The 19,999-nt window shown below is 48.1% G+C and carries 16 protein-coding genes and 1 riboswitch; of the genes, 9 read left to right on the top strand and 7 right to left on the bottom strand.

All coding sequences use genetic code 11. The features are described 5' to 3' along the window. The first annotated feature begins 149 nt into the window (after nucleotides 1–149). Together AC58QM_RS31300 and AC58QM_RS31295 are read left to right on the top strand one after the other, a co-directional pair. The gene (locus tag AC58QM_RS31300; RefSeq protein ID WP_497288664.1) at nucleotides 150–2,360 is read left to right on the top strand and encodes a sensor histidine kinase; all 2,211 of its coding nucleotides are present in this window, start codon (nucleotides 150–152) and stop codon (nucleotides 2,358–2,360) included. Continuing rightward, entirely contained in the window at nucleotides 2,357–3,052 is a 696-nt protein-coding gene (locus AC58QM_RS31295; RefSeq protein WP_497288663.1) for a response regulator transcription factor, read from the top strand. The genes AC58QM_RS31300 and AC58QM_RS31295 overlap by 4 nt, the downstream gene beginning before the upstream one ends. A gap of 287 nt (nucleotides 3,053–3,339) precedes the next feature. Here the strand turns inward: AC58QM_RS31295 and AC58QM_RS31290 are convergent, their stop codons facing one another. The 3 genes from AC58QM_RS31290 to AC58QM_RS31280 all read right to left on the bottom strand — a co-directional run bounded on the left by AC58QM_RS31290 (nucleotide 3,340) and on the right by AC58QM_RS31280 (nucleotide 7,207). Then, nucleotides 3,340–4,518, bottom strand: coding sequence for a YncE family protein (locus AC58QM_RS31290; RefSeq protein WP_497288662.1), 1,179 nt, complete (start codon nucleotides 4,516–4,518; stop codon nucleotides 3,340–3,342). Nucleotides 4,519–4,661: 143 nt separating this feature from the next. Next, complete coding sequence (locus AC58QM_RS31285) at nucleotides 4,662–6,143, bottom strand: S-layer homology domain-containing protein (protein WP_497288661.1); 1,482 nt, start codon at nucleotides 6,141–6,143, stop codon at nucleotides 4,662–4,664. A gap of 449 nt (nucleotides 6,144–6,592) precedes the next feature. Beyond that, nucleotides 6,593–7,207 (bottom strand): biotin transporter BioY, encoded by a 615-nt coding sequence (locus tag AC58QM_RS31280; RefSeq protein ID WP_497288660.1) that lies wholly within the window; start codon nucleotides 7,205–7,207, stop codon nucleotides 6,593–6,595. Between the two features lie 119 nt (nucleotides 7,208–7,326). On the opposite strand from AC58QM_RS31280, the gene AC58QM_RS31275 reads away from it, so the two are divergent. From AC58QM_RS31275 to AC58QM_RS31265, 3 genes are all read left to right on the top strand, one after another. Continuing rightward, nucleotides 7,327–8,166, top strand: a complete 840-nt coding sequence (locus AC58QM_RS31275) for an ATP-binding cassette domain-containing protein (protein ID WP_497288659.1) — start codon at nucleotides 7,327–7,329, stop codon at nucleotides 8,164–8,166. Further along, nucleotides 8,157–9,809, top strand: a complete 1,653-nt coding sequence (locus tag AC58QM_RS31270) for an ATP-binding cassette domain-containing protein (protein ID WP_497288658.1) — start codon at nucleotides 8,157–8,159, stop codon at nucleotides 9,807–9,809. The genes AC58QM_RS31275 and AC58QM_RS31270 overlap by 10 nt, the downstream gene beginning before the upstream one ends. 121 nt (nucleotides 9,810–9,930) lie before the next feature. Next, nucleotides 9,931–10,980, top strand: coding sequence for a polysaccharide deacetylase family protein (locus AC58QM_RS31265; protein ID WP_497288657.1), 1,050 nt, complete (start codon nucleotides 9,931–9,933; stop codon nucleotides 10,978–10,980). Between the two features lie 93 nt (nucleotides 10,981–11,073). Here the strand turns inward: AC58QM_RS31265 and AC58QM_RS31260 are convergent, their stop codons facing one another. The 3 genes from AC58QM_RS31260 to AC58QM_RS31250 form a co-directional block, all read right to left on the bottom strand. Further along, nucleotides 11,074–11,553, bottom strand: coding sequence for a hypothetical protein (locus AC58QM_RS31260; RefSeq protein WP_497288656.1), 480 nt, complete (start codon nucleotides 11,551–11,553; stop codon nucleotides 11,074–11,076). A 177-nt stretch (nucleotides 11,554–11,730) separates the two neighbouring features. Further along, the gene (locus AC58QM_RS31255; RefSeq protein ID WP_497288655.1) at nucleotides 11,731–12,246 is read right to left on the bottom strand and encodes a hypothetical protein; all 516 of its coding nucleotides are present in this window, start codon (nucleotides 12,244–12,246) and stop codon (nucleotides 11,731–11,733) included. A 28-nt stretch (nucleotides 12,247–12,274) separates the two neighbouring features. Beyond that, complete coding sequence (locus AC58QM_RS31250; RefSeq protein ID WP_497288654.1) at nucleotides 12,275–14,374, bottom strand: ABC transporter transmembrane domain-containing protein; 2,100 nt, start codon at nucleotides 14,372–14,374, stop codon at nucleotides 12,275–12,277. A 215-nt stretch (nucleotides 14,375–14,589) separates the two neighbouring features. Between AC58QM_RS31250 and AC58QM_RS31245 the strand changes: the two genes are divergently transcribed. The 3 genes from AC58QM_RS31245 (at nucleotide 14,590) to AC58QM_RS31235 (ending at nucleotide 17,214) form a co-directional block, all read left to right on the top strand. After that, entirely contained in the window at nucleotides 14,590–14,979 is a 390-nt protein-coding gene (locus AC58QM_RS31245) for an iron chaperone (protein WP_497288653.1), read from the top strand. A 34-nt stretch (nucleotides 14,980–15,013) separates the two neighbouring features. Next, nucleotides 15,014–15,769, top strand: coding sequence for an EcsC family protein (locus AC58QM_RS31240; protein ID WP_497288696.1), 756 nt, complete (start codon nucleotides 15,014–15,016; stop codon nucleotides 15,767–15,769). A 215-nt stretch (nucleotides 15,770–15,984) separates the two neighbouring features. After that, nucleotides 15,985–17,214 (top strand): NAD(P)/FAD-dependent oxidoreductase, encoded by a 1,230-nt coding sequence (locus AC58QM_RS31235; protein WP_497288652.1) that lies wholly within the window; start codon nucleotides 15,985–15,987, stop codon nucleotides 17,212–17,214. 307 nt (nucleotides 17,215–17,521) lie between these two features. On the opposite strand, the gene AC58QM_RS31230 is transcribed toward AC58QM_RS31235, so the two are convergent. Then, complete coding sequence (locus tag AC58QM_RS31230) at nucleotides 17,522–18,964, bottom strand: MFS transporter (RefSeq protein ID WP_497288651.1); 1,443 nt, start codon at nucleotides 18,962–18,964, stop codon at nucleotides 17,522–17,524. Between the two features lie 153 nt (nucleotides 18,965–19,117). Between AC58QM_RS31230 and AC58QM_RS31225 the strand changes: the two genes are divergently transcribed. Next, nucleotides 19,118–19,567, top strand: coding sequence for a GNAT family N-acetyltransferase (locus AC58QM_RS31225; protein WP_497288650.1), 450 nt, complete (start codon nucleotides 19,118–19,120; stop codon nucleotides 19,565–19,567). Between the two features lie 267 nt (nucleotides 19,568–19,834). Further along, nucleotides 19,835–19,986: riboswitch (cyclic di-AMP (ydaO/yuaA leader) on the top strand. The last annotated feature ends 13 nt before the right edge of the window (nucleotides 19,987–19,999 follow it).

Genomic DNA, 19,999 nt, shown 5'->3' with positions numbered 1-19,999 from the left:
GTTGGTCTTTATTATAGGCAAGTTACATTAAAACAACATGAAAGTTAGATTTCATTTTCATTACAATTTTGACAGTGGTAAAATAAGTAGGAAAGCCAAGCATAAGCTTGAGCTGGAGAGCGGGGTATTTCCTATTGAAGCATTATTCCATGAGGTCTCATTTAACAATAACATTCGCCCTAATGGCCTTGGTTCCGATCCTGATTCTTGGCGGCTTCCAGGTTTCTCAAATTAAACATATTACGCAGGAAACGAACCAAAATCAGCGGCAGACGACGTATCGTCTAGGAGACGCGGTTGAGGCGTACATGTCCTATCATCGCAATGCGGTTGAAACTTTGGCGGCTACGATCTCGGCCTCGGATGCTGCTTTCAGGACCCGAGAAAGTCTAACGCTGAAGCTGCAATCGCTGCAAGAAAACTTGGAAGGATTTACAGGCATTTATGTGGTGGATGAAAAGGGGACCATTAAAGCGACACATCAGATGTCTATGGACCTGATTGGTGTAGATGTTAATAATCGGGACTACACTAGTCGGGTGAGGGCCGGACAGAAAGCCATTATCTCTTCGTTATTTATAGGTCCAGAGAGCTTGAATCAACCAGCATTAGCTATTTCCGTACCGATTTACCGAGGGAATAAACAAGTGGATGGTTTCGTTCTGGCTGTGTTGGAGCTAGCCCCGATTAAGACGCTTGTAACCAAATACGATTATGGGACAGAGACGTATCCTGTTGTGCTGGATCATGCAGGCAAGCCTATTTATCATCCGAATGCAGCGTTGACGGCGTCTATGGCAGATTTATCGAAAGAGCCAGTTGTAGCGGATGCCAAAATGTTAAAACAAGGTGAAGGCAACTATACGTTAAGCACTTCATCACATAAAGAATTCATTACCTATAAGCTGATACCAGACTTGAATCTTATCGTTTGGGTAAGCAGATCTACAGCAGCAGTCAATGCAGCTTTCACAGAATCATTACGGATCACGCTGCTGTTGCTAGTGTTCACATTAATCTTAACCGTGCTGCTAGGCAGTTTGTTGGCCCAAAGATTAAACGGCACGATCCATGCCTTAGTCGGCTATACCCAGCGACTAGCTGGAGGATCGTTCGCCCAGCCTGATACGAAGGTCGTCCCCCGGGGAGCGCCTTCAGAGCTGCATCAACTTGCAGAGCATTTCTTCCGCATGGCGGCACAGATTAAGGAGAACCAACGCGCCTTGCTGCAGCTGAATAGTGAGCTTGAGCATCGCGTAGAAGAGCGAACACAGCGATTGCAGGACGAGCATGCGACGTTGAATGCTGTCCTAGAAAGTATGTCGGATGCGATAGTCTTGATTGATGTGCAGCATAACGTGCTGTATGCCAATCATCAGATGGCGGAAAGCTTCGCAATTCCGATTGGCGACTTAGCTCATATGCCTGAGGCTGATTTATTCGAGCGGATCGCCGAGCTTTTGACGGAAGATCAGGATAAAGTTCAGCTGAGCAAGCTAACGGCAGAGCCTAGGGTACAAAGCGCTTTGACCGTGAAAACCGTGCAAGGCAAGCCTCGATTTATGATGGTATCTGCGTTTCAAGTTGCGCGGGAGGGGCGGGTTTTTGGCCGCGGGTATGTATGGCGGGATAGAACGAAAGAGCATGAAATTGACGCGCTTAAGAACGATCTCATCTCACTCGCATCGCATGAATTCAAAACCCCGATTACGAGTATCCGCGGTGGTGTGGAAACCTTGCTTCGCAGGGATGCGCAATGGGATGAGGATTTTAAGCTGGAACTCCTTGAGGGTATCCATGAGGACATAGGCCGTATCCAAGATCTCATTGATGAGTGGCTGGATATTTCCAAAATCGAATCGGGAGCGATGGGCATTCACCCGCAATCGTTGAAGCTAACTGCTGTGATCGAAAGTGCTAGAAACAGAATGCCTGAAGAAATCAGCGCAGCGAGGCCTCAATTCGAGGTGGAGTTACCTGCAGAAACACCTCTGGTATTTGCAGATAAGCTCCGTATGGAGCAAGTTTTCTTGAACTTGTTTATCAACGCAGTTCGCTATAATGAGCGGCAACCGATCATAAGCGTAACCACCCATACGGATGATCAGTACGTCTACGTTCACGTGCAAGATAATGGCATCGGTATTGCGGAAGAGCATTTGAGCAAACTGTTTGATCGCTTCTATCGCGTAGATGTGTCATCAAGCCGCCAAACGGGGGGAACAGGTCTGGGTCTGGCCATTTGCAAAGGGATTATGGATGCTCATGGCGGAGCCATTCAAGTTGAAAGCCAGCTGGATAAGGGAAGTCGTTTCACATTAATGATACCGCGATTTAATGGGGGAGATGAGCTAGCATGAGCGCAAAGAAAATCATGATCGTTGACGATGAGCCCAAAATCATCCGTTTCATCGCGGCGAATCTGAAATCGTTAGGATTCGAGACAGTAACCTGTCAAAGCGGAGCTGAAGCGTTAGAAAAGGCGGAAGCAGCTGATCCGGACTTGATTTTACTAGATCTAATGATGCCTGGGATGGATGGCTTCGAAGTCTTACGCAGACTGCGCACCTATTCAAGTGTGCCGGTCATTATGCTAACTGCCAGGAGCAATGGTGCGGATAAAGTGCAGGGGTTGAATCTCGGTGCGGATGATTATTTGACCAAGCCCTTCTCTTTGGACGAGCTGTTTGCGAGAGTCAATGCGGTGCTTCGTCGTTTAGATGGACGCATGCCTGCCACATCTACAGTGAGTGAATTGACCGTTGGACCTGTGAATGTCAATTTGGCTCAGCGACGCATTTGGATAGGGGACGCCGAAGTGAAGTTTACGGAGACGGAGTACAATTTGTTTGTTCTATTGTTGCAGCATGTAGGGAAGGTTATGACGCATGAGCAGTTGTTGAGTGAAATTTGGGGAAGCGAGTACCGCGATGAGGTCGAGTATTTGCGCGTTACCATCGCGCGGATTCGGCAGAAGCTGAAGACCCACACCGAAGGGCAGGAACTGATTGTGACCTACCCTGGTGTTGGTTATATGGCGAAGGGGGATTGATTTTCTAGCGATACGGGTGAGAGATTCGTAAAAACCACGGTCTTCCAGGTAAATAGAGTGATTTTATACAGTTAAATATTGATGTTTTACAAAAAAAATGAAAATTAAATGGAAAATCTGTATTTAATTTCCATCACTTTAGCTGATTGGCACCAAAGAGGCAATTTTAACTACAGATTTTCCAGCTATATTAATAATTCTAAGAAATTCCGCCTAAATAGCTGTATTTTTTCCAGTTAATCGAATATGTGAATCATGACCGCCTGAAGGGCAATGATTAGCTGAAACTAATTATTCGTCAATAATTGAACATCCAGCGGGTAATCAGGCAGCTCGAATTCACGCGTCGTCCCTGCTGGCAGGTCTACCACTGTCATCCCATTCCAGCCAGTATCGGCATAAGTGACGCCTCCTGTGAGATAGGCATAACGTCCATCAGCGCTGCTGGCGACCATTTGGTGCATACGACTTAACGGCAGGATCTTCTCCGCATAAGTGTTCACGTCGAGCACAGTCAAATTAGGCTTACCCGTTGCGCTGCCAGCCGAGCCGATGCCAACGATCAGCAGCTGCTTCCCGTCCGGGGCAAGCGTAACTCCCTCTTGATGGGTGTTGCCCGTCAAGGGTTCAGTTGTGTAGCTGCCGCTCTTCGGATCAAGCACCACTAGGCCGCGGCCTTGGTAGGGGAGAAGTAGGCGGCCATCTGCGCGGACAGCGGCGTAATGCGGTTTCTCGAAGCCGCCTTTACCAAAAGGAGCAGCCTCTAGCGTGCGGCCTTTGAGGGTAAAAGGATCGACAGCCGTCACCGTATAGCCGTCGTGGTCGATACTGTATACTTCGCGGCCGTCGAGGCTGGTGACGACATCAAAAGGGCGAACGCCAACAGGCACTCGGCCTGTCATCGTGAGCTTTTCGGTATCCAAAATCTCAAGTTGACTCTTACCGCCACTGAGGTATACACCGATATAAGCGAATTTACCATCTGGCGATACGGCAATTCCCATACCGCCAGAGCGATATTCTCCAAAGTTGGGTTTACCCACATTAGCCTGATAAGGGACAAGAGCAAGTCGTGTACGTTGCTTGGTATCAATAACGGCTACACCTTCAGCTGTCGACACATAAGCGCGATGATTTGGCCCCTCTGCGATAGCAAAAGGGGCTTTACCTACGACAAGTTTCTCCATCCGTCCAGAAGCGGGATCGAGGAACGACATGTAGTCACTTTTGGAGTGTGTCACCATGAGGGTTGTAGCGGTAGTCGCCGAAGGTGAAGGACTCGCAGTCGTAGGTAAGGAAGTTGGCGCGGGTGTTTGTGTGGCAGCAGCAGTTGGAGATGGGGTCGATGTCTTCGTCGGAGTGATGCTGTTGACTGCACTCGGCTGTGGGCTGCTACAGCTAACCAAGACAAGAAACAGCGTGAGCGGTGTTAAGCGTGCGAATAGAGTTTTATTTGTAAATAGCATATAGATGGTCACCTCTGGATTTAGAGTGAAATAAGCTAGGTAATCAGTACCTGTGGATAAGTTTAGCAAACAAAGGTAAGGAAGAGAACCTGATCCCAGGTCGTCTTCCTTATCTTTTTGTTATTCGGTTTTATAATCGCTACTTACTTTTTCAAGTTTAAAGTGACGCCTGTTGCTGTAGCCCATGCACCCACTGGCGCAACGGTGTACGTAGTATCTGGAACCAACTGAGCGTTATTGAGAAGCGTGAACGTACCAACGGCACCTTTGCGTGTCGTCAAGCTGTATTCAGCCGTCAGAACTGTACCATCGGCAGCAGTAAGGGTTACGCGACGTGATACGAAGATTTCATCCTTCGGATCTTGTGTTAGTGTAACTGCAATCGTCTTCGCATCTACGGCTGCTGCGGATTGAAGCTGAAGCGGAGCGATTTCTTTTGCCGTAAAAGTAGGGTTCTTCAAAGTCGCCCAGTCTGCGGCAACCGTATATTTCACACCAGGGTGGAAGGTCTCTCCGTTTGGCAAAATGAACTTAGGCGCTTGGCGACCATCGGTGGCTTGCGTGAATGGCAAGTAATTCGCTGTCATCGTTGCACCACCCTCAGGGGTGATTTGAACTTGGCGATTCCGCATGGAAGATAGGATTTGGTAGGTCGTGCCGTTGTAGCTATTATTCTCATCAACAATAAATGCACCTGGACGACCCTTACTGTAAGCCGCGATGACATAACCATAATCCGCAACACCATCCGTTAGATGGGATTCAACTTCAAATAGATCATTGGCAACCTGAGCCGTGGAATCCAAACGGATTTGCTCTGTGCTAGCTGTGAAAGTAACGGCAGGTTGACCTTTATACGTCAGTGAGTACGTTGTGCCTGCTTTTTGTGTTGGAACCGGAACAATATACGTGGATACAGAGCCTGTTTTGAGGCGCGGCACGTTATTAATGGCAAGACCATTGTCAAAAACAAAGTTTTTGGACGCAGGATCGAGTTCTAATTCCGCAGTAGGAATCGGTGCAGAGAAGGTTACTTGTAGGGAAATGGCATTCAATACTTCTAGCTTCGTCACACGAACTGGAGCCACTTGTTGAGCTTCAATCAAGAGCAAGGCAGCTTGGCCGCGTGTAACTTGGCTGCTTAGTGAAGCGTAGCTTGGTAACTGGCGAATCGTTGCAGCGTCTACTTTAAGCACTGTCGCGATGATGCTGCTCAACTGCTCGGCAGTGATGGTTTGTGCCCCAGCGAATTGTTGGCCGGAGACACTATTCATAGCGCCTAGTGATTGAAGGGAAACCGCGTAGTTATAGAACCAATCTTTTGAAGTCACATCTTGAAAAGGACTAACCGTCGTTGCATCCACAGAAGTGTTTACGTGGAAAGAGAGTGCTACCATTTTGGCAATTTCACTACGTGTGACGGCTTGATTAGGTTTGAAAGTGTTGTTCTCATAACCAGATAGTACTTGCTGCTGAGCTAATTGCTCAATTGCAGTCTGGATCTGTGTAACACTTGCGGAATCTGTAAAAGGATTAGCTGCAAGAGCATGATAAGGAAGAATCGCGGATAATCCGACAGTTGCTGAAATCGTGAGAGCGGCTAGAACTTTTTTATTATTTTTCATCGAGAAACACTCCTCAAGTGGATTAGATTTGTTTGTTGCGCTGTTGTCTACAGGACTAAGCTTACTCCTTCGCGCATAACAATCGCATAAAAATGAGGGGTGAGACATTACAATTTCGTAAAAATTGAGGGGGTGAGGGAAGGCAAGTCCGATATAACCCGCAGACAAGCTCAATCTAAAAAATTAATGCAAATGTACATCTATTTACGCATGTTCAGACGCTTATAGCGAAATACCTGCAAAAATGCAGGTATTATCAGCAATTCCGCCTTACTAGCCTGTTTTTTGTCAAAAAGACTGCATATTCGCAGGCATTCTGTTTCTACAGGTCTATTGTGAGAATACGCCTGCACTATTGCAGGAATCTGACCCCTAAACAAAGAGCCATCCACCAGTAGTCGAAGCTACTAGGAGGACAGCCCTTTTTTTAATATGATATGACACAATGTCTAGTTAGCGAGTGCATCCTGCTTATTATCATTTTGAACGATGCTGTGTGAAGATGAGCCTGTAAGACGTTGCGGAGGAAAGACTTGACGAACTGGCGCAATAATAAGCGCAGCAACGGCAGCTTTAATTGCATCCCCGGGAAGAAACGGATAGCAGCCTAGTGTCATTGCTTTTGCAAACGTGTAAGAAGGAACTTTATACATTAACCAAGGGACGCCGGCCAAATATAAAAACAGAGAGCCGAAAATTTCAAGAACAAGGAAAGCCGCGACATAGCCCATGATGCCTTTTAAGCGAATACGAGGTAAAATGAGACCAATGAGCATGGCGGAAAACGGCCAAATCATAATAAATCCGCCAGTTGGTCCGAGGACTAAGCCTATACCACCGCTTCCATGTAGGAGTGGGAAACCAATGGCAGTAAGTACAACGACAAGCGCCATGCTAAGGAATCCGTAACGCGCACCTAGTAAACCTCCAGCGAGCATAACAGCTAATGTTTGAAGGGTAATGGGGACTTGTGAGTTAGGAACGGAAATACTGAAAAAGCTGAATAAGACGAGAATCGCTGCAAATAGAGCACTGAAAATAACACCGCGTAGCGTAAGTTTCATATTGTTGATCACTCCTGTTTCTGGTATTGTTAATCTATTGTCAACCAAACTCTATAAACCAAGTTGACAATACAGATGATAGCACAACTGTTTGAAAAGTGAAAGGAACTTTTTTACACATGCCTATAAGTGAGAAATTACTGTCATTAAAGAATGCTTCGATCATTTATCGAATGGAGTCGGGAGAAGGGCGGCGTGTGTGGTCTGGCGTCTCATTAGACATTCATAAAGGTGAGTGGATAGCTGTTGTAGGCCCAAATGGAAGTGGGAAGAGTACACTTGCTAGTGTACTGCTAGGGTTGAACCCTTTGTCAGAGGGGCTAATTCTGCGTAGTACGGATGAGGTGACTGTGGCGACGCGTGGCGTACTCCAACTGCCAGAAGCACAATTCATAGGAGAAACGATAGCGGAGGAACTGGATTTTCTACCACAGGCTCAGCAGTTATTAGCTGAAGAACGCATGGACTGGTATGCGAATGTATTAGCTGCTGTAGGCTTAACGCTATCGCCTGAGCGAACAATGGCTACCTTATCTGGCGGGCAGAAACAGCTAGTCAATCTCGCTGCAGCTCTCGCAGCCAATCCAGAGATTTTGCTTTTGGATGAACCAACAGCGATGCTGGATCCGGCTTCACGGTTAGAAGTCCGCGCAGCTGTACGCCTTGCACATCAACGGGGAACGACGATTGTCTGGATTTCACATCGGCTGGAAGAGGCAACGGATGCGACGAGGGTGATCGGATTTGGCGATGGGAGAATTACATTTGAAGGTGAGCCGCGTAAGTTCTTTTATGGAGAAGCTGAAGGGGCTGGGAAGAAAGTTTCGCCTTGTGTGGAGCTTGGATTTGATCCGCCTTTTGCGATCCAAACTGCGATGCATTTGCTAGAACAGGGACTCATTCTAGATCCACTACCGTTGAGTATGGAAGAACTGGCGGAGGCGATCTCATGTCGATAAACGTACAAGGAGTCCGTGTCGCTGCACCAGATTCACCAGAAGTGACGCTGATTCAAGATATAAGTTTTAGCTTGGAAAAGGGTACCGTGACGCTGCTTATCGGGCATGCAGGATCAGGGAAATCTACACTGCTGCAAGTCATGTCGGGACTACTTCAACCGCAAGCTGGAACAGTTACACTGGATGAACAGCCTCTTTGGCTCAAAAATAACAAGGTAGATTCAAACCTGCTGCTTCGATTCGGGTTAACGTTCCAGTTCCCAGAGCAGCAGCTGTTCGCACGGAGCATACGACAAGAATTTGCTTACTCGCTTAGGCCTTACAAGCTGTCAGCGGAAGAGCGTGAACGCCGCATCCATGATGCGACGCAAGCGCTCGATCCTCTTGGCGTATTCGCCATGGATCGCTCGCCTTTCGCGCTCAGCGGTGGCGAGCAGCGCCGGCTCGCGCTGGCGACGACCTTCGCCACGGCCCCGGATTGGCTCCTCATGGATGAGCCAACTGCCGGCCTCGAGGCGGCCGCCGTCCGCGAGCTGCTGCGCATGCTGCGCGAGCGCAGCGATCGTGGCGGACTCGTCATCGCCACGCACGACCTGGACACGTTCTTTCCGCTAGCGGACCGTGTCCTCGTTCTAGACCATGGCGAGCTCGTCTACGACGGCTCGCCGCAAGAGCTCTGCCGCGCGCCCGAGGTGCTGGCGCGCGCAGGCGTTGGCCTCCCGAGCTGCGCGGAGGCCTCACAAGAGCTGGCGCGCGTCGGCATCGCCATCGCGCCGGATCTGCTCACGCCGGCGCTTGCCGCGTCGGCGATCTTGGCCGCGCTGCGCGACGGCGGCAGCGCTCCGGCGCAGGCAGCGGCCACGCGCGCAGCAAGCGTGCCGCCGCCTGCGGAGCGGCCGCTGCAGCAGCCTGTGCCGCAGGCCGGGTGGCTGCGGCTGGACCCGCGCGCGAAGTGGCTGCTCTACCTGCTGCTCGCCATCGGCACGATGGGGCAGCAGGGGTGGGGCAGCCTCGCGGTGGCCGCAGGGCTCCTCGGCTGCGCCTTTCTCGGCCTCCCGCGCAGTGTGTTACGCGGGATCCGCAAAATCGCGGCGTCTTATGCGATTTTCTTGATCTTTTCCGTTGCACTGGCGGGGATTCAATTCTCGCCGTTCGGCTATGCCGTCGACAAAGGCTGGAGCACGGCTTTCATTCTGACACGTTTATTTGTCGTGTTGATGGCAGGCTATTGGCTCGCGACGTCGACACCTTATGGTCAACTCGTTCAGGGATTGAACTGGGCTTTGAAGTACTTGCACAAAGTGAAGCTGCCCGTGGCATCGTTCTCTTTAGCGGTTTCGTTTGTTTTTCGCTTCATACCGCTTATTATGCGGGAGTGGCAGCAATTCTCGGCTATTGTACGAGCGCGAGGTAAAGCCTCTGTCCGTCCAGGCAGTGTTCGCGTGCGCGACATCCCTGCACTGGTCGTGCCCCTTTTACTTGCGATGTTCCACAAAGCCGAGCAAATGACGGTCGCGATGGAGATGAAACAAATGGACGGCAAGACGCTGCTGCTAAGGAAGACTACACTGCAGTGGCAGCGAGCTGACACTATTTTAGTGGTTGTTGCTTTACTTGCTTGGGTGATTTTGCTTTTAACTTAGTAGTATTAGCAGTCTAGTAGTTACTTCCCACCTATTATCGAAATCTAGGAATATTTCTCTCAATTACTGCTTACAAATAGAGTGATAGACGATTCCTCGAGAAATGGGTGGGTGGTTTGTTATGAACGTCCGAAGGAAGAGGTTCCTATTTTACGCGGTACTAGCAGGCGTGTTTACGCTTCTTTTTCTCTTTGTCATCAGTGCTCTTAATTCTTCAACTGCCCCCAATCTCATAGAAGCCCAAGCCGAGGAATTACTTCAAACTCCCGTTTCTGAGCCTGTGTCTTCTGAAGTTTCATCCCCTCCATTGGACAAGCCTGATCAGTCACTCCCAGCTCAAATAGACACAATTCCAACTTCGACGCCATCTGTTCAGATGGAAGTGACACCAACACCAACTCCAACTCCATCTGCCTTAGTAACCACAGCCCCACCTAAGACGACATCCGTTACTGTAGACACCTACATGCCCAATGGGGTTGTTACTCCTTCAGCGTCAGCCAAAGTCAGCATACCCGTCCTTAACTATCACAGCGTCACGATTGATCCAGGGAATGTGGTCGTTATTTCCCCCGCCAAGCTGGAGGCGCAGATGAAATATCTGCATGACCATGGGTATACGCCTATTTCTCTTGCAACCTTCATTAACCTGATCGAAAAGAAAAGCGGGATCGTGGCGCCCGATAAACCTGTACTGCTCACTTTTGATGATGGCTATGTGGATAATGTGGAGGAGGCGATGCCGATTCTGGCCAAATACAATTTCCCTGCTACACTCTTCATGTCGCCAGGCATGGTCGAGGATGCCAGTTATTTGAATTGGGATCAGGTTAAGCAGCTGCAAGAAGCCGGCTGGGACATCCAACCGCATGGTATGACACATCCTCATCTACCTAGGCTTTCAGCGGAACAACAAGTGTATGAGATTACAGAAGCTAGGAAGTTAATCGAGGAGAAGCTAGGTACACAAGCAGATGTTTTTTGTTATCCTTATGGGGAATATAACCAAACAACGTTAAAGATTATGAAAGAGCAAGGCTTTCGCTATGCGTTTACAATTGACCAAGGTTTGACGACCAATCAGCAGTCCCCTTACTTGCTAAAAAGGCTGTTTATTAACGGGGAAGAAAGCCTGAAAGCCTTCATAAACAAGCTGCCAAAAACCTATTAGGGAGACGTTTTCATAAGCTCAGACAACTCAAAAAGGAGCTAACCACTTTGTAGGGGCTAGCTCCTTTATTGTCTCGTTAGGGATTTCTCACCACTACCTCAAACGGTGACAATAAGCCTCAAGCTCATGAAACGGCACCGTATAGAGGGCTAAGTTGTTCACGATGGATTTGGTGGAGCCGGGAAGAGCGAGGAATTTGTTAAAAAGCCGTTCGTTCCCATCCTCAGCCGCGGAGGCCCAGAACTGAACCTGCCGGACATCGGGATTGCCTGCTTTGATGGCATGTACCAGTGCACGCAGTCCTTGTACGAATAATGTTGACTTTCGCAGCTCTTTCTCAATAAAAGCCACTTCGATCTGACAAATATGCAGGTCCTCATAATCGCCGGGACCGGTGCCGTATCCGAAGCCGGCCGCACCGACCATGTCGTAGGACTCTTCGCTGATGATGAGCATGGCTTTACCTAGAAAGAGTGGAGAGCTAATGAAGCTGAGCTTCATGCCGAACGTGTAAGGCAAATGGAGTTCATCATGATGGCGCAGCAGGAAGTTCATATAGGCTTCATGGTCCATTTCAAATTCGCTTGTTCGAAATTGAAAAGACATTATTGTGGCTGTACGCGAAGAGAATCGTTAACTTTAACGATCTTACCGAAGCCGCTTCCTTTATTAGAACCTTTATCGATATTTGGGGGAACTGGAAACATACGGATTGCCTCCTTTATGTCGTAATTTGTACTTCTTTTTCCATTATATCCTAGCAAATTTCTTTAGGGTATCCCTAAGAATGTTAATTTTCTCACAAAAAACGACTTCTTTGCCGTGGCTGCCTTCACGTTCAAAGTGTGATTTTGTGAATTTGGCATACAACCGACAGAGATAGTCGTTCTCGGCCAAGGCGGCAAGCCTGAACTCCTGGACCTGTGGATGTCCCTCTATGATCTGAATCACCATATAATTCAGTCCCTGGATAAATAAGCGTGACCCTCGATAAGCTTTATCAGCAATGGCAATATCTACTAAGGCAACATCCTTATCCTGAAATTCCTGTTCTGGTGTTCCGTAGTAATAGGCCACGATTCCCACCACACGGTTATCGGCATCCCTCGCACAAATCAGATTGCCCTGCGTCACGTAGGAATAGATGAGCGTAATCATTTCTAACGTAGAATAAGAAGCATGCAGGTCACGCTTATGGGCTAACATGAATAAACTGGCCTTGGCGAAATCGTCATCGCTGACACACTTTTGGAAGTTTAGCGTCATTGCGTGTCTCCTTTCTGACTTCCAGTCATTATCCAATTCGTTTCTGAAGTGTTTGTTCCAAAGACTCTAGAATCTGCGGGTGTTCGGCCATTAAACGGTGAAAATCTTCTTGTCTGATGGACAACAGTACCGAGGGTCCCATCGCCCTTACGGTTGCGTTTCGAGGTACATTGTGAAGCAAAGCAACTTCACCGAAATGATCCCCATCTTGCAATACGGCAACCCGGCGTTCCCCACCATCAGGCATACGTTTTATAATTTCAAATTTACCACGGACAATGATGTAAAATTTGTTACCCTCATCGCCCTCGCTCACAACATTCTCGCCTTCTTTGCAGGTTTCGGTCGAACATAACATAGCGATGTTCTTAAGCAACGGAGGTGCAATACCTTCCAAGAAGGGAAGCTTGGCAAGCCTGTCCATATCCACCGTGGCGTAAAGCCCGTCCAGAGACAGGTTAAATCCGACCTGCTTATCCCACAGGCTGCGGTAGAGATTGCTTTTATGTAGGAGCTCATGGTGGGTACCAGATTCGACAATTCGGCCGTCATGGAACACATAAATGCAGTCGGCATTCTTAACTGAGGACAAGCGATGCGTTACGGATACAATGGTCATCTCGGATCTAAGCCGATCTAAGAGCTGATTAATGTCCGCTTCTGTAGCTGGATCCAATGCTGATGTTACTTCATCGAGCAGCAGAATGTTCGGTTTTCTGAGGAGAGCTCGCGCAATCGATAACCGTTGGCGTTCGCCACCTGATAGAGAGCCCCCTTCATGATGCACCTGTGTATCGTATCCGTCAGGCCAACTTGCAATGACATCATGGATGTTCGCCTGCTTGGCTGCCTCGATCATTTCATCTTCGGAAGCACCGCTATCCAGCAGTAAGTTATCCCGAATGGTCGTATTAAATAAGAAGGTATCCTGCGTAACGAGTGTAGACTGTCTTCGTAAAGAAGCTTCACTTAGGGTGCGAATGTCGTGGTCATCCATAGAGACAGTGCCTTGCTTTGGATCATAAAAGCGGGATAACAGCTGCAGTGCCGTACTTTTGCCAGAGCCGCTAGTGCCAATGAAAGCGACATAGCTGCCAGCAACAATTTGCAAGCTTACATGTCGTAATTGATCGGACGCCTCGCTATAACCGAAGGTTACATCATCCATCCGAATCGAGGGAAGAGAAGAAGGCAGCTCTAGAGGATGAGTGACCTCCTGAACACTGGGTTGATGATCCATCATTTCTTGGATGCGTCGAAAACTAATACTAGAATCGATAAGGTTCGGAATGATGTAGGCTAAATTAGAAGCTGACTGTCCTACACTTAAGAATAAGGTGAAGAAAGCCATAAAATCACCTATCGTCATCATGTCATGGAAGATCAAATAACCGCCGAAACCGATCATAATCCCATTCAAAATCAAAAGTGATATAAGGGGGAGCCGTTCCATCATGGCATTGGTAAGTTGCAATTTTAGACCAAAGGAAAAGAGCTCATGCACCTGTTTACGGGCTCGCTCTTGAAATCTGGCTTGCAGATGCAAACTTTTAATCGTTTTATGTCCCTTAACCATCTCATCAATCGTATTCGTAAAATGTTCCTGCGCTTCTTTGTAGTTAGTATTAGCGGCTTCCGCTCGCCCTTGGAGGAGTTTTGGACCGATAAACATCAGCATGGAGCCGGCAAGCATAGCTAGTGTGAGCTTCCATTCAATAGAGAATAGTAAAATGAGTCCTAGCAGAACGCTTAAAGCTTCCTTCAGGAAAAATGGGAATGCGATGCGAACCACTCTTTCTACGGATCCCATATCTGCCGAGAACCGGGTGACAAGATCGCCAACTCTGTATGTTTGATAGAAGGGGAGCGATTGCCGCTGTAGGTGTGTAAACAGCTCGATCCGTAGTTTTTTGATGATCTGGCCGCCAAGATTTCCTAGTGCATATTCTCCGGCAATACTTGCACAAATATTGATAAAGCCGGTGCCGAGGAGTATGGTCAAGATGATGGCGAAATGATGAAGATTTTTGGGTATGAAAGCCTCGTCAACCATATATTTTAGGCTCATAGGAGCGGCTACCGAATATCCGACTTCTAGGAGGAGGCAGAATAAAAAAATGCTGGTCAACCGCTTATAGGGAACCCAAAGGTTCAAAAGGGTTTTTAGGAAATTCAGGAATCATCGCCACCTTTCAATAGAATAAGATTACAGCAGTTTTTTAGGGTTGTAAACGACACGATTTGTCATAATTCGGGAAAAATGAGCAATTGGATACAACTCGAATTCTTCCCTACCTAACGTGTATAATACAACTAACTATCCTTATAAAGGAGATGCCGTGCATGAAAGAAACCAAAACCGCCTTCGCATCTATCGACGCCTACATAGCAACCTTTCCCCCTGAGATGCAGGAGAAGCTTCAAACGATCAGATCGGTCATTAAAGAGTCCGCACCAGAGGCAACGGAGAAGATTAGCTACCAAATGCCTACCTTTGATCTGCATGGCAATTTGGTACATTTCGCAGCATTCAAAAATCATATTGGCTTTTACCCCACGCCGAATGGTATTGATGAATTTGAGGCGGAGTTGGCGCAGTATCCGAGGTCCAAAGGAGCCGTCCAATTTCCGCATGATCGACCGCTGCCCCTAGCGTTAATCAGCAGGATCGTGCAATATCGAGTGGCAAGGAATAGTGAAAAAGCGCAGACGAAATCACCGAAAAAGAAATGAAGATATAAGTAATCTAACCGACGGTGGTGAAGCCATGGAACAGCCGTACACGATCTACGAAGAGCAAATGCAGCGAAAGCTGAAACGGTGGGAAATACGGCTGCTCAAGGAGCCGAACCTGATCGAGCGGGCCTCCAAATCCGTTCAAAATCGGATTAATCAAGTTATTCCTGAGAAAGTTCACAACACGATTACAGCAACGGTTAAAGGGATTGTGCAAACGACGCTGTTCGGGATCACCTATATACCGGCTTCCGAGCCGCTGCGCGATCTATCCTTGGCGGAACGAGATGGGAAAGCGAAGGATCTGTTGTCACTGTACAAAAAAATTGCCGCCGCCGAAGGAGCAGGAACGGGAGCTGGCGGTATTTTGCTCGGGTTAGCCGATTTCCCGATTCTTATCGGGATTAAGCTGAAATTCCTTTTCGAATTAGCGCATGTGTACGGCTACTCGACCAAGGACTATAGGGAAAGATTGTTCATCCTCTATGTATTTCAGCTCGCATTCTCTAGTTCCAAGAAGAAGCCTGAGCTGCTCAAAACGATTAAAAGCTGGCCTATGATTTCGCAGACATTCCCGCCAGCCGCGGACTACATGAAGCAAGTCAATTGGCAGCAGTTGCAGCAGGAGTACCGGGATACGATTGATTTTCGTAAAATGCTACAGCTCATCCCCGGCATCGGGGCTGTTGTTGGCGCCTGGGCGAACTTTGGCTTGCTGGAGGAGCTCGGCGTGGCTGGCATGAATTGCTTTCGGCTGCGCTGGATGCAAGATAAAAGCGCGGAGTGACGTGGATGCAGATTTGCAGGTATTTCCCCACGAAGGGGGAGCTAATACTGGCTGCAATAAATCCATAGCCTGTTTCATGCCCTACCTAGTTATTTTCAGCGCGCACGCGCATATATTAGAAAGAGGGCCGGTTACCGGCTCACCTTGTGAGAAGTTGTGATTATTTTCACAAGGATATATGTGATTAATTTCACAAATGGAGGAGTGTTGAGGCTATGAGTAAACCCAGAATTGTGATCCTAGGCGCAGGTTATGGCGGGCTTGTCACAGCGATACGACTGCAGAAGAAGATGAGAAGAAGTGAAATGGACGTGACACTGGTCAATAAGCATGACTATCATTTTATTACGACACACCTGCATATGCCGGCTGCCGGCACGGATCATCATGATAACGCGCGTGTGAGCATTTCGGATTTGATTGATGAGCGGAAGATTCGGTTCGTGAAGTCGACGGTTAAAGAGATTGTCCCTAGTGAGAAAAAGGTGGTCTTGGAAGATTCGACGCTCGACTATGACTATCTCGTGGTAGGGCTGGGGAGTGAGACGGAGACCTTCGGAATCCCGGGTATGCATGAGTATGCGATGTCGATCAAAAGCATTAACAGTGTCCGCTTTATTCGGCAACACATTGAGTATATGTTCGCCAAGTCCAAGGTGGCCCCGAAGCGTAAGGATTATCTGACCTTCGTCGTTGGCGGCGCGGGTTTCACGGGTACGGAGTTCGTCGGGGAGTTGGCGGATCGCATTCCTGTTCTGTGCAAAACATATGACGTTGATCCGGCAGATGTCCGAATTTATAATGTGGAAGCTTCCCCGTCGGCACTGCCTCCCGGACTGCCTGAGGATCTGATTGCATATGGCATGGAAGTGATGCGCCGCAAAGGGGTGCAATATAAGCTATCAACCGCGATCAAGGAGTGCACATCGGAAGGGGTTATTCTGGGCAATGGGGAGTTCATCCGCGCAGGCACAGTCGTCTGGTCTGGGGGGATCCGCGGCAATTCCTTGCTGCAGCAAGCTGGATTTGATGTGCAACGGGGCCGAGTTAAGGTAGATAGTTGCTTGCGGTCCTATCAATTCCCGGAGGTCTTCATCACCGGCGATTGCTCGATCGTCACGAGTCCAGAAGGCGTACCTTATCCTGCTAATGCCCAAATTGCTGTCCAACAGGGCTATAATGCAGCAAGGAATCTCATGCAAACAGTTCGAGGCAAAGAGTTAAAGCCATTTGTGTATGATTACAGGGGGACGGTTGCATCCTTGGGACGCGGTGAGGCGGTGGGGTTGCTTAGAGTAAAGAAAGTGAAAGGACGTCGGGCTTCTTTTATCAAAAAAATAATCGACGCTCGGTATTTATACCTCATTGGCGGCATTCCACTCATTTGGAAGAAAATGATTTGGAAGCAAAAGTCCACGACCCGCAATTATCATGTGCCGAATTAATGTGTCTAACGTAAAATCCCCTTCAAGTAGATGCTTGAAGGGGATTTTCATTTTTTGTTACTTGCTCACGAAAGGTGGAGCAACGACTTTGAATAACGTTATAGAATAACGCTATTCAGACCAATTAGGCCACGAAGTACACAATAACGTTACGTGATAGCGCTATTTGCTCCAAAGTCGAAGTTTCCTGCGTATTTCACCACTTTAACGTTATGCCATCACTTTATTCCAAGTGAGAATATGTCCAAGCCCAGATTTAAGATGATATCATCACCTTAATCTGGGCTTGAGCGCCATCTGGCTGTATTTATTCGGCTGCAGGCTTAGGCATCGCCGCTCTTCCAACGGACTCCGTTGCGGCGAGCTCTGTCCGCTGTTTTTTTGCATAATTTTTGTATACGATAGAGCTTCCTATGGTGAGGATCGCGATAACCGCCATGCCCCAGATAAGGTTATCAAAAGCACGTTCGAGCGGCAGCGATTTCTGCCAGACCAGCGCGCTCCCCGAGAGCGCAACAGCGAATGCTCCGCTGAAAAATTGCAGCAATTGGAACAAGCCCATACCGGAGCCGATGCGTTCCTTCGGCAATTGCCGGGAGAGCTCATTGGATACAGCGCTGGAAAGTGTCGTGAAGCTGATGCTCACTAGGATGTAGAGTGCAGCAATCCAATATGAGGAGTAGCTGGCAGTCAGAGCAAGCAGTACAGTTGAAACTAACATCAACCATGGCACATAACGAAGTAGTGCTGTGTTCCCATAACGGTCAATGATACGTCCAACACGATTCGACACCAGCATTGCTAGGAGTGCTCCTGGGAAAAGCAGCAGTCCTGAGGTAAGCGGAGCTAAGCCGAATACACGAGCAAGCATCTGCGGCGCAAGGAACAGGAAGCCGAAGCTAATCATGTAGGAAGAAACGCCGATTGCGCTGAGCGCCATATAAGGTCTGTCACTGAATAACGCAGGCAGCACGAAAGGCTGCGACGCCATGCGAATGCGCAGAGCGAAGAGGGCAATCGCGAGTATACCTACTAAGAGGGCAATGATGCTCTTGGACGTTAGGAAGAGCAGCAGCCCAGTCGTTCCAACGCCTAGGAGCAGAGCACCGATGAAATCGAACGTGCCGCTTTCTGCTTTTTCTTTTGGAAGCAGGATTAAAAATATAGGGATAAGCAGAAGCGTAATCCCAGTAATAACGAACAGGAAGTGCCAGCCCAAATACTGAACGATAGAACCGCCTGCGACGGGACCGAGTCCTAAGCCGAGTGAAGCCGCGGATAAGATGAGCGACATAGCTCTGCCTCTGCGAGACAATGGGATGTAACGTGTGACGAGAACGATACCCAGCGATGGGATCGCTCCTGCGCCAGATGCTTGAATCAGCCTTGTAAGCAGCAACAATCCGAAGCTGTTCGTGAACAGCCCTAAGACGGAAGCACCGCCTAGTGAAAGCAGGGCAATGACGTAGAGTTTTCGAATAGGCACGAAGTCGGACAAGCGGCTGTAGGTAATAGAGGCAATGGCGAAAATGATGGAATATCCCGTAACAATCCACGATGCTGTCGAGGGGCTGAGCTCGAATTGAACAGAGATTTTGGGAAGTGCCAGATTGAACATCATCGTGTTCATAATCACCAGTACAATGGTAAAACAGAGCAACCACGATACCGGTGTTTCACGTAAGCGACCTGGCATCTCAGGAGGCGCTGACGCTATTTCTTGATGTGAGGTAGTCGTGTAATTTGACATGGTACACCATCCGATCTAAACTATAATATTAATTGTTACAGTTTATCATGAGGGTTAGGGTGTGTCAATGAATTTAAGTATATGACCATTGGAATATTGTATATTAATTCATTAAATTGTATTATTATTCGAAAAAGATAAATGAGGAATACGATGGGACACCACATAATTAGAAAAGCGGAAATGGAAGATTTAGAGACACTCACAGAGTTGATGTATGCCTATATCGTAGGGTTTTATAAGAAGCCAAGGCCGGAAACCACCGCTATTCATCGTTTGATTAGCAGCCTGCTTCTAGAGCAAGGCGGTACACAGTTTGTTGTCGTTAAGGAGGGGGAACTCATCGGCTTTGCAACGTTGTATTTTGCCTGGAGTACGATAAAAGCAAGTCCTATTACGATCATGAATGACCTCTTCCTTCTCGAGCCATTTCGTGGGGCGGCGGAAGAAGAAGATTTGTTCAGGAAATGCCAAAGTTATTCCAAGGAAAACGGTTATGCCTATATGTCATGGGTCACCGGACCAGATAATCAACGTGCACAACAGTTTTTTGACAAAATGGGCGCAACACGCCTGGATTGGGTAAATTACACGATTATATAAGGGAAGCCGTGAGCCAATAGCTGGATTTTCCCCGAAATTCCTCCTTTTGAAGGGACGATTGCATGAATCGAACAACCTCTGAAGGATGCAACCCACTTCTTTTCATCAAATACCCTGATTACGTACGAAAATGGAAGATAATCAAAGAATCAAGTAATTGTAAGCGAATTATTGCGTGATACAAGAGGTGGGAGGGGGCTTTTTACGTTTTTTCCATCCTTTACTATGTGAGTAGAAGAGAGTAGTATTCAACACGTACCAGAACAGTTGAATATTTCGCTTAATTTTCTGTTAAGAAAAGCGGGGGAACCAAAAGTATCATGGGGTGAGTAGGGGTACGGATACCAAGTACCTTTTAGGGCAGATTTCTCGCGGCCCGAACCCGGCAGCTAACCTCGTAAGCGATCGTGAGAAAGGAGAACATGTGTTTAA

The organism is Paenibacillus sp. J22P165 (assembly GCF_059692015.1).
This window is presented reverse-complemented; position numbering and strand designations above follow the sequence as displayed.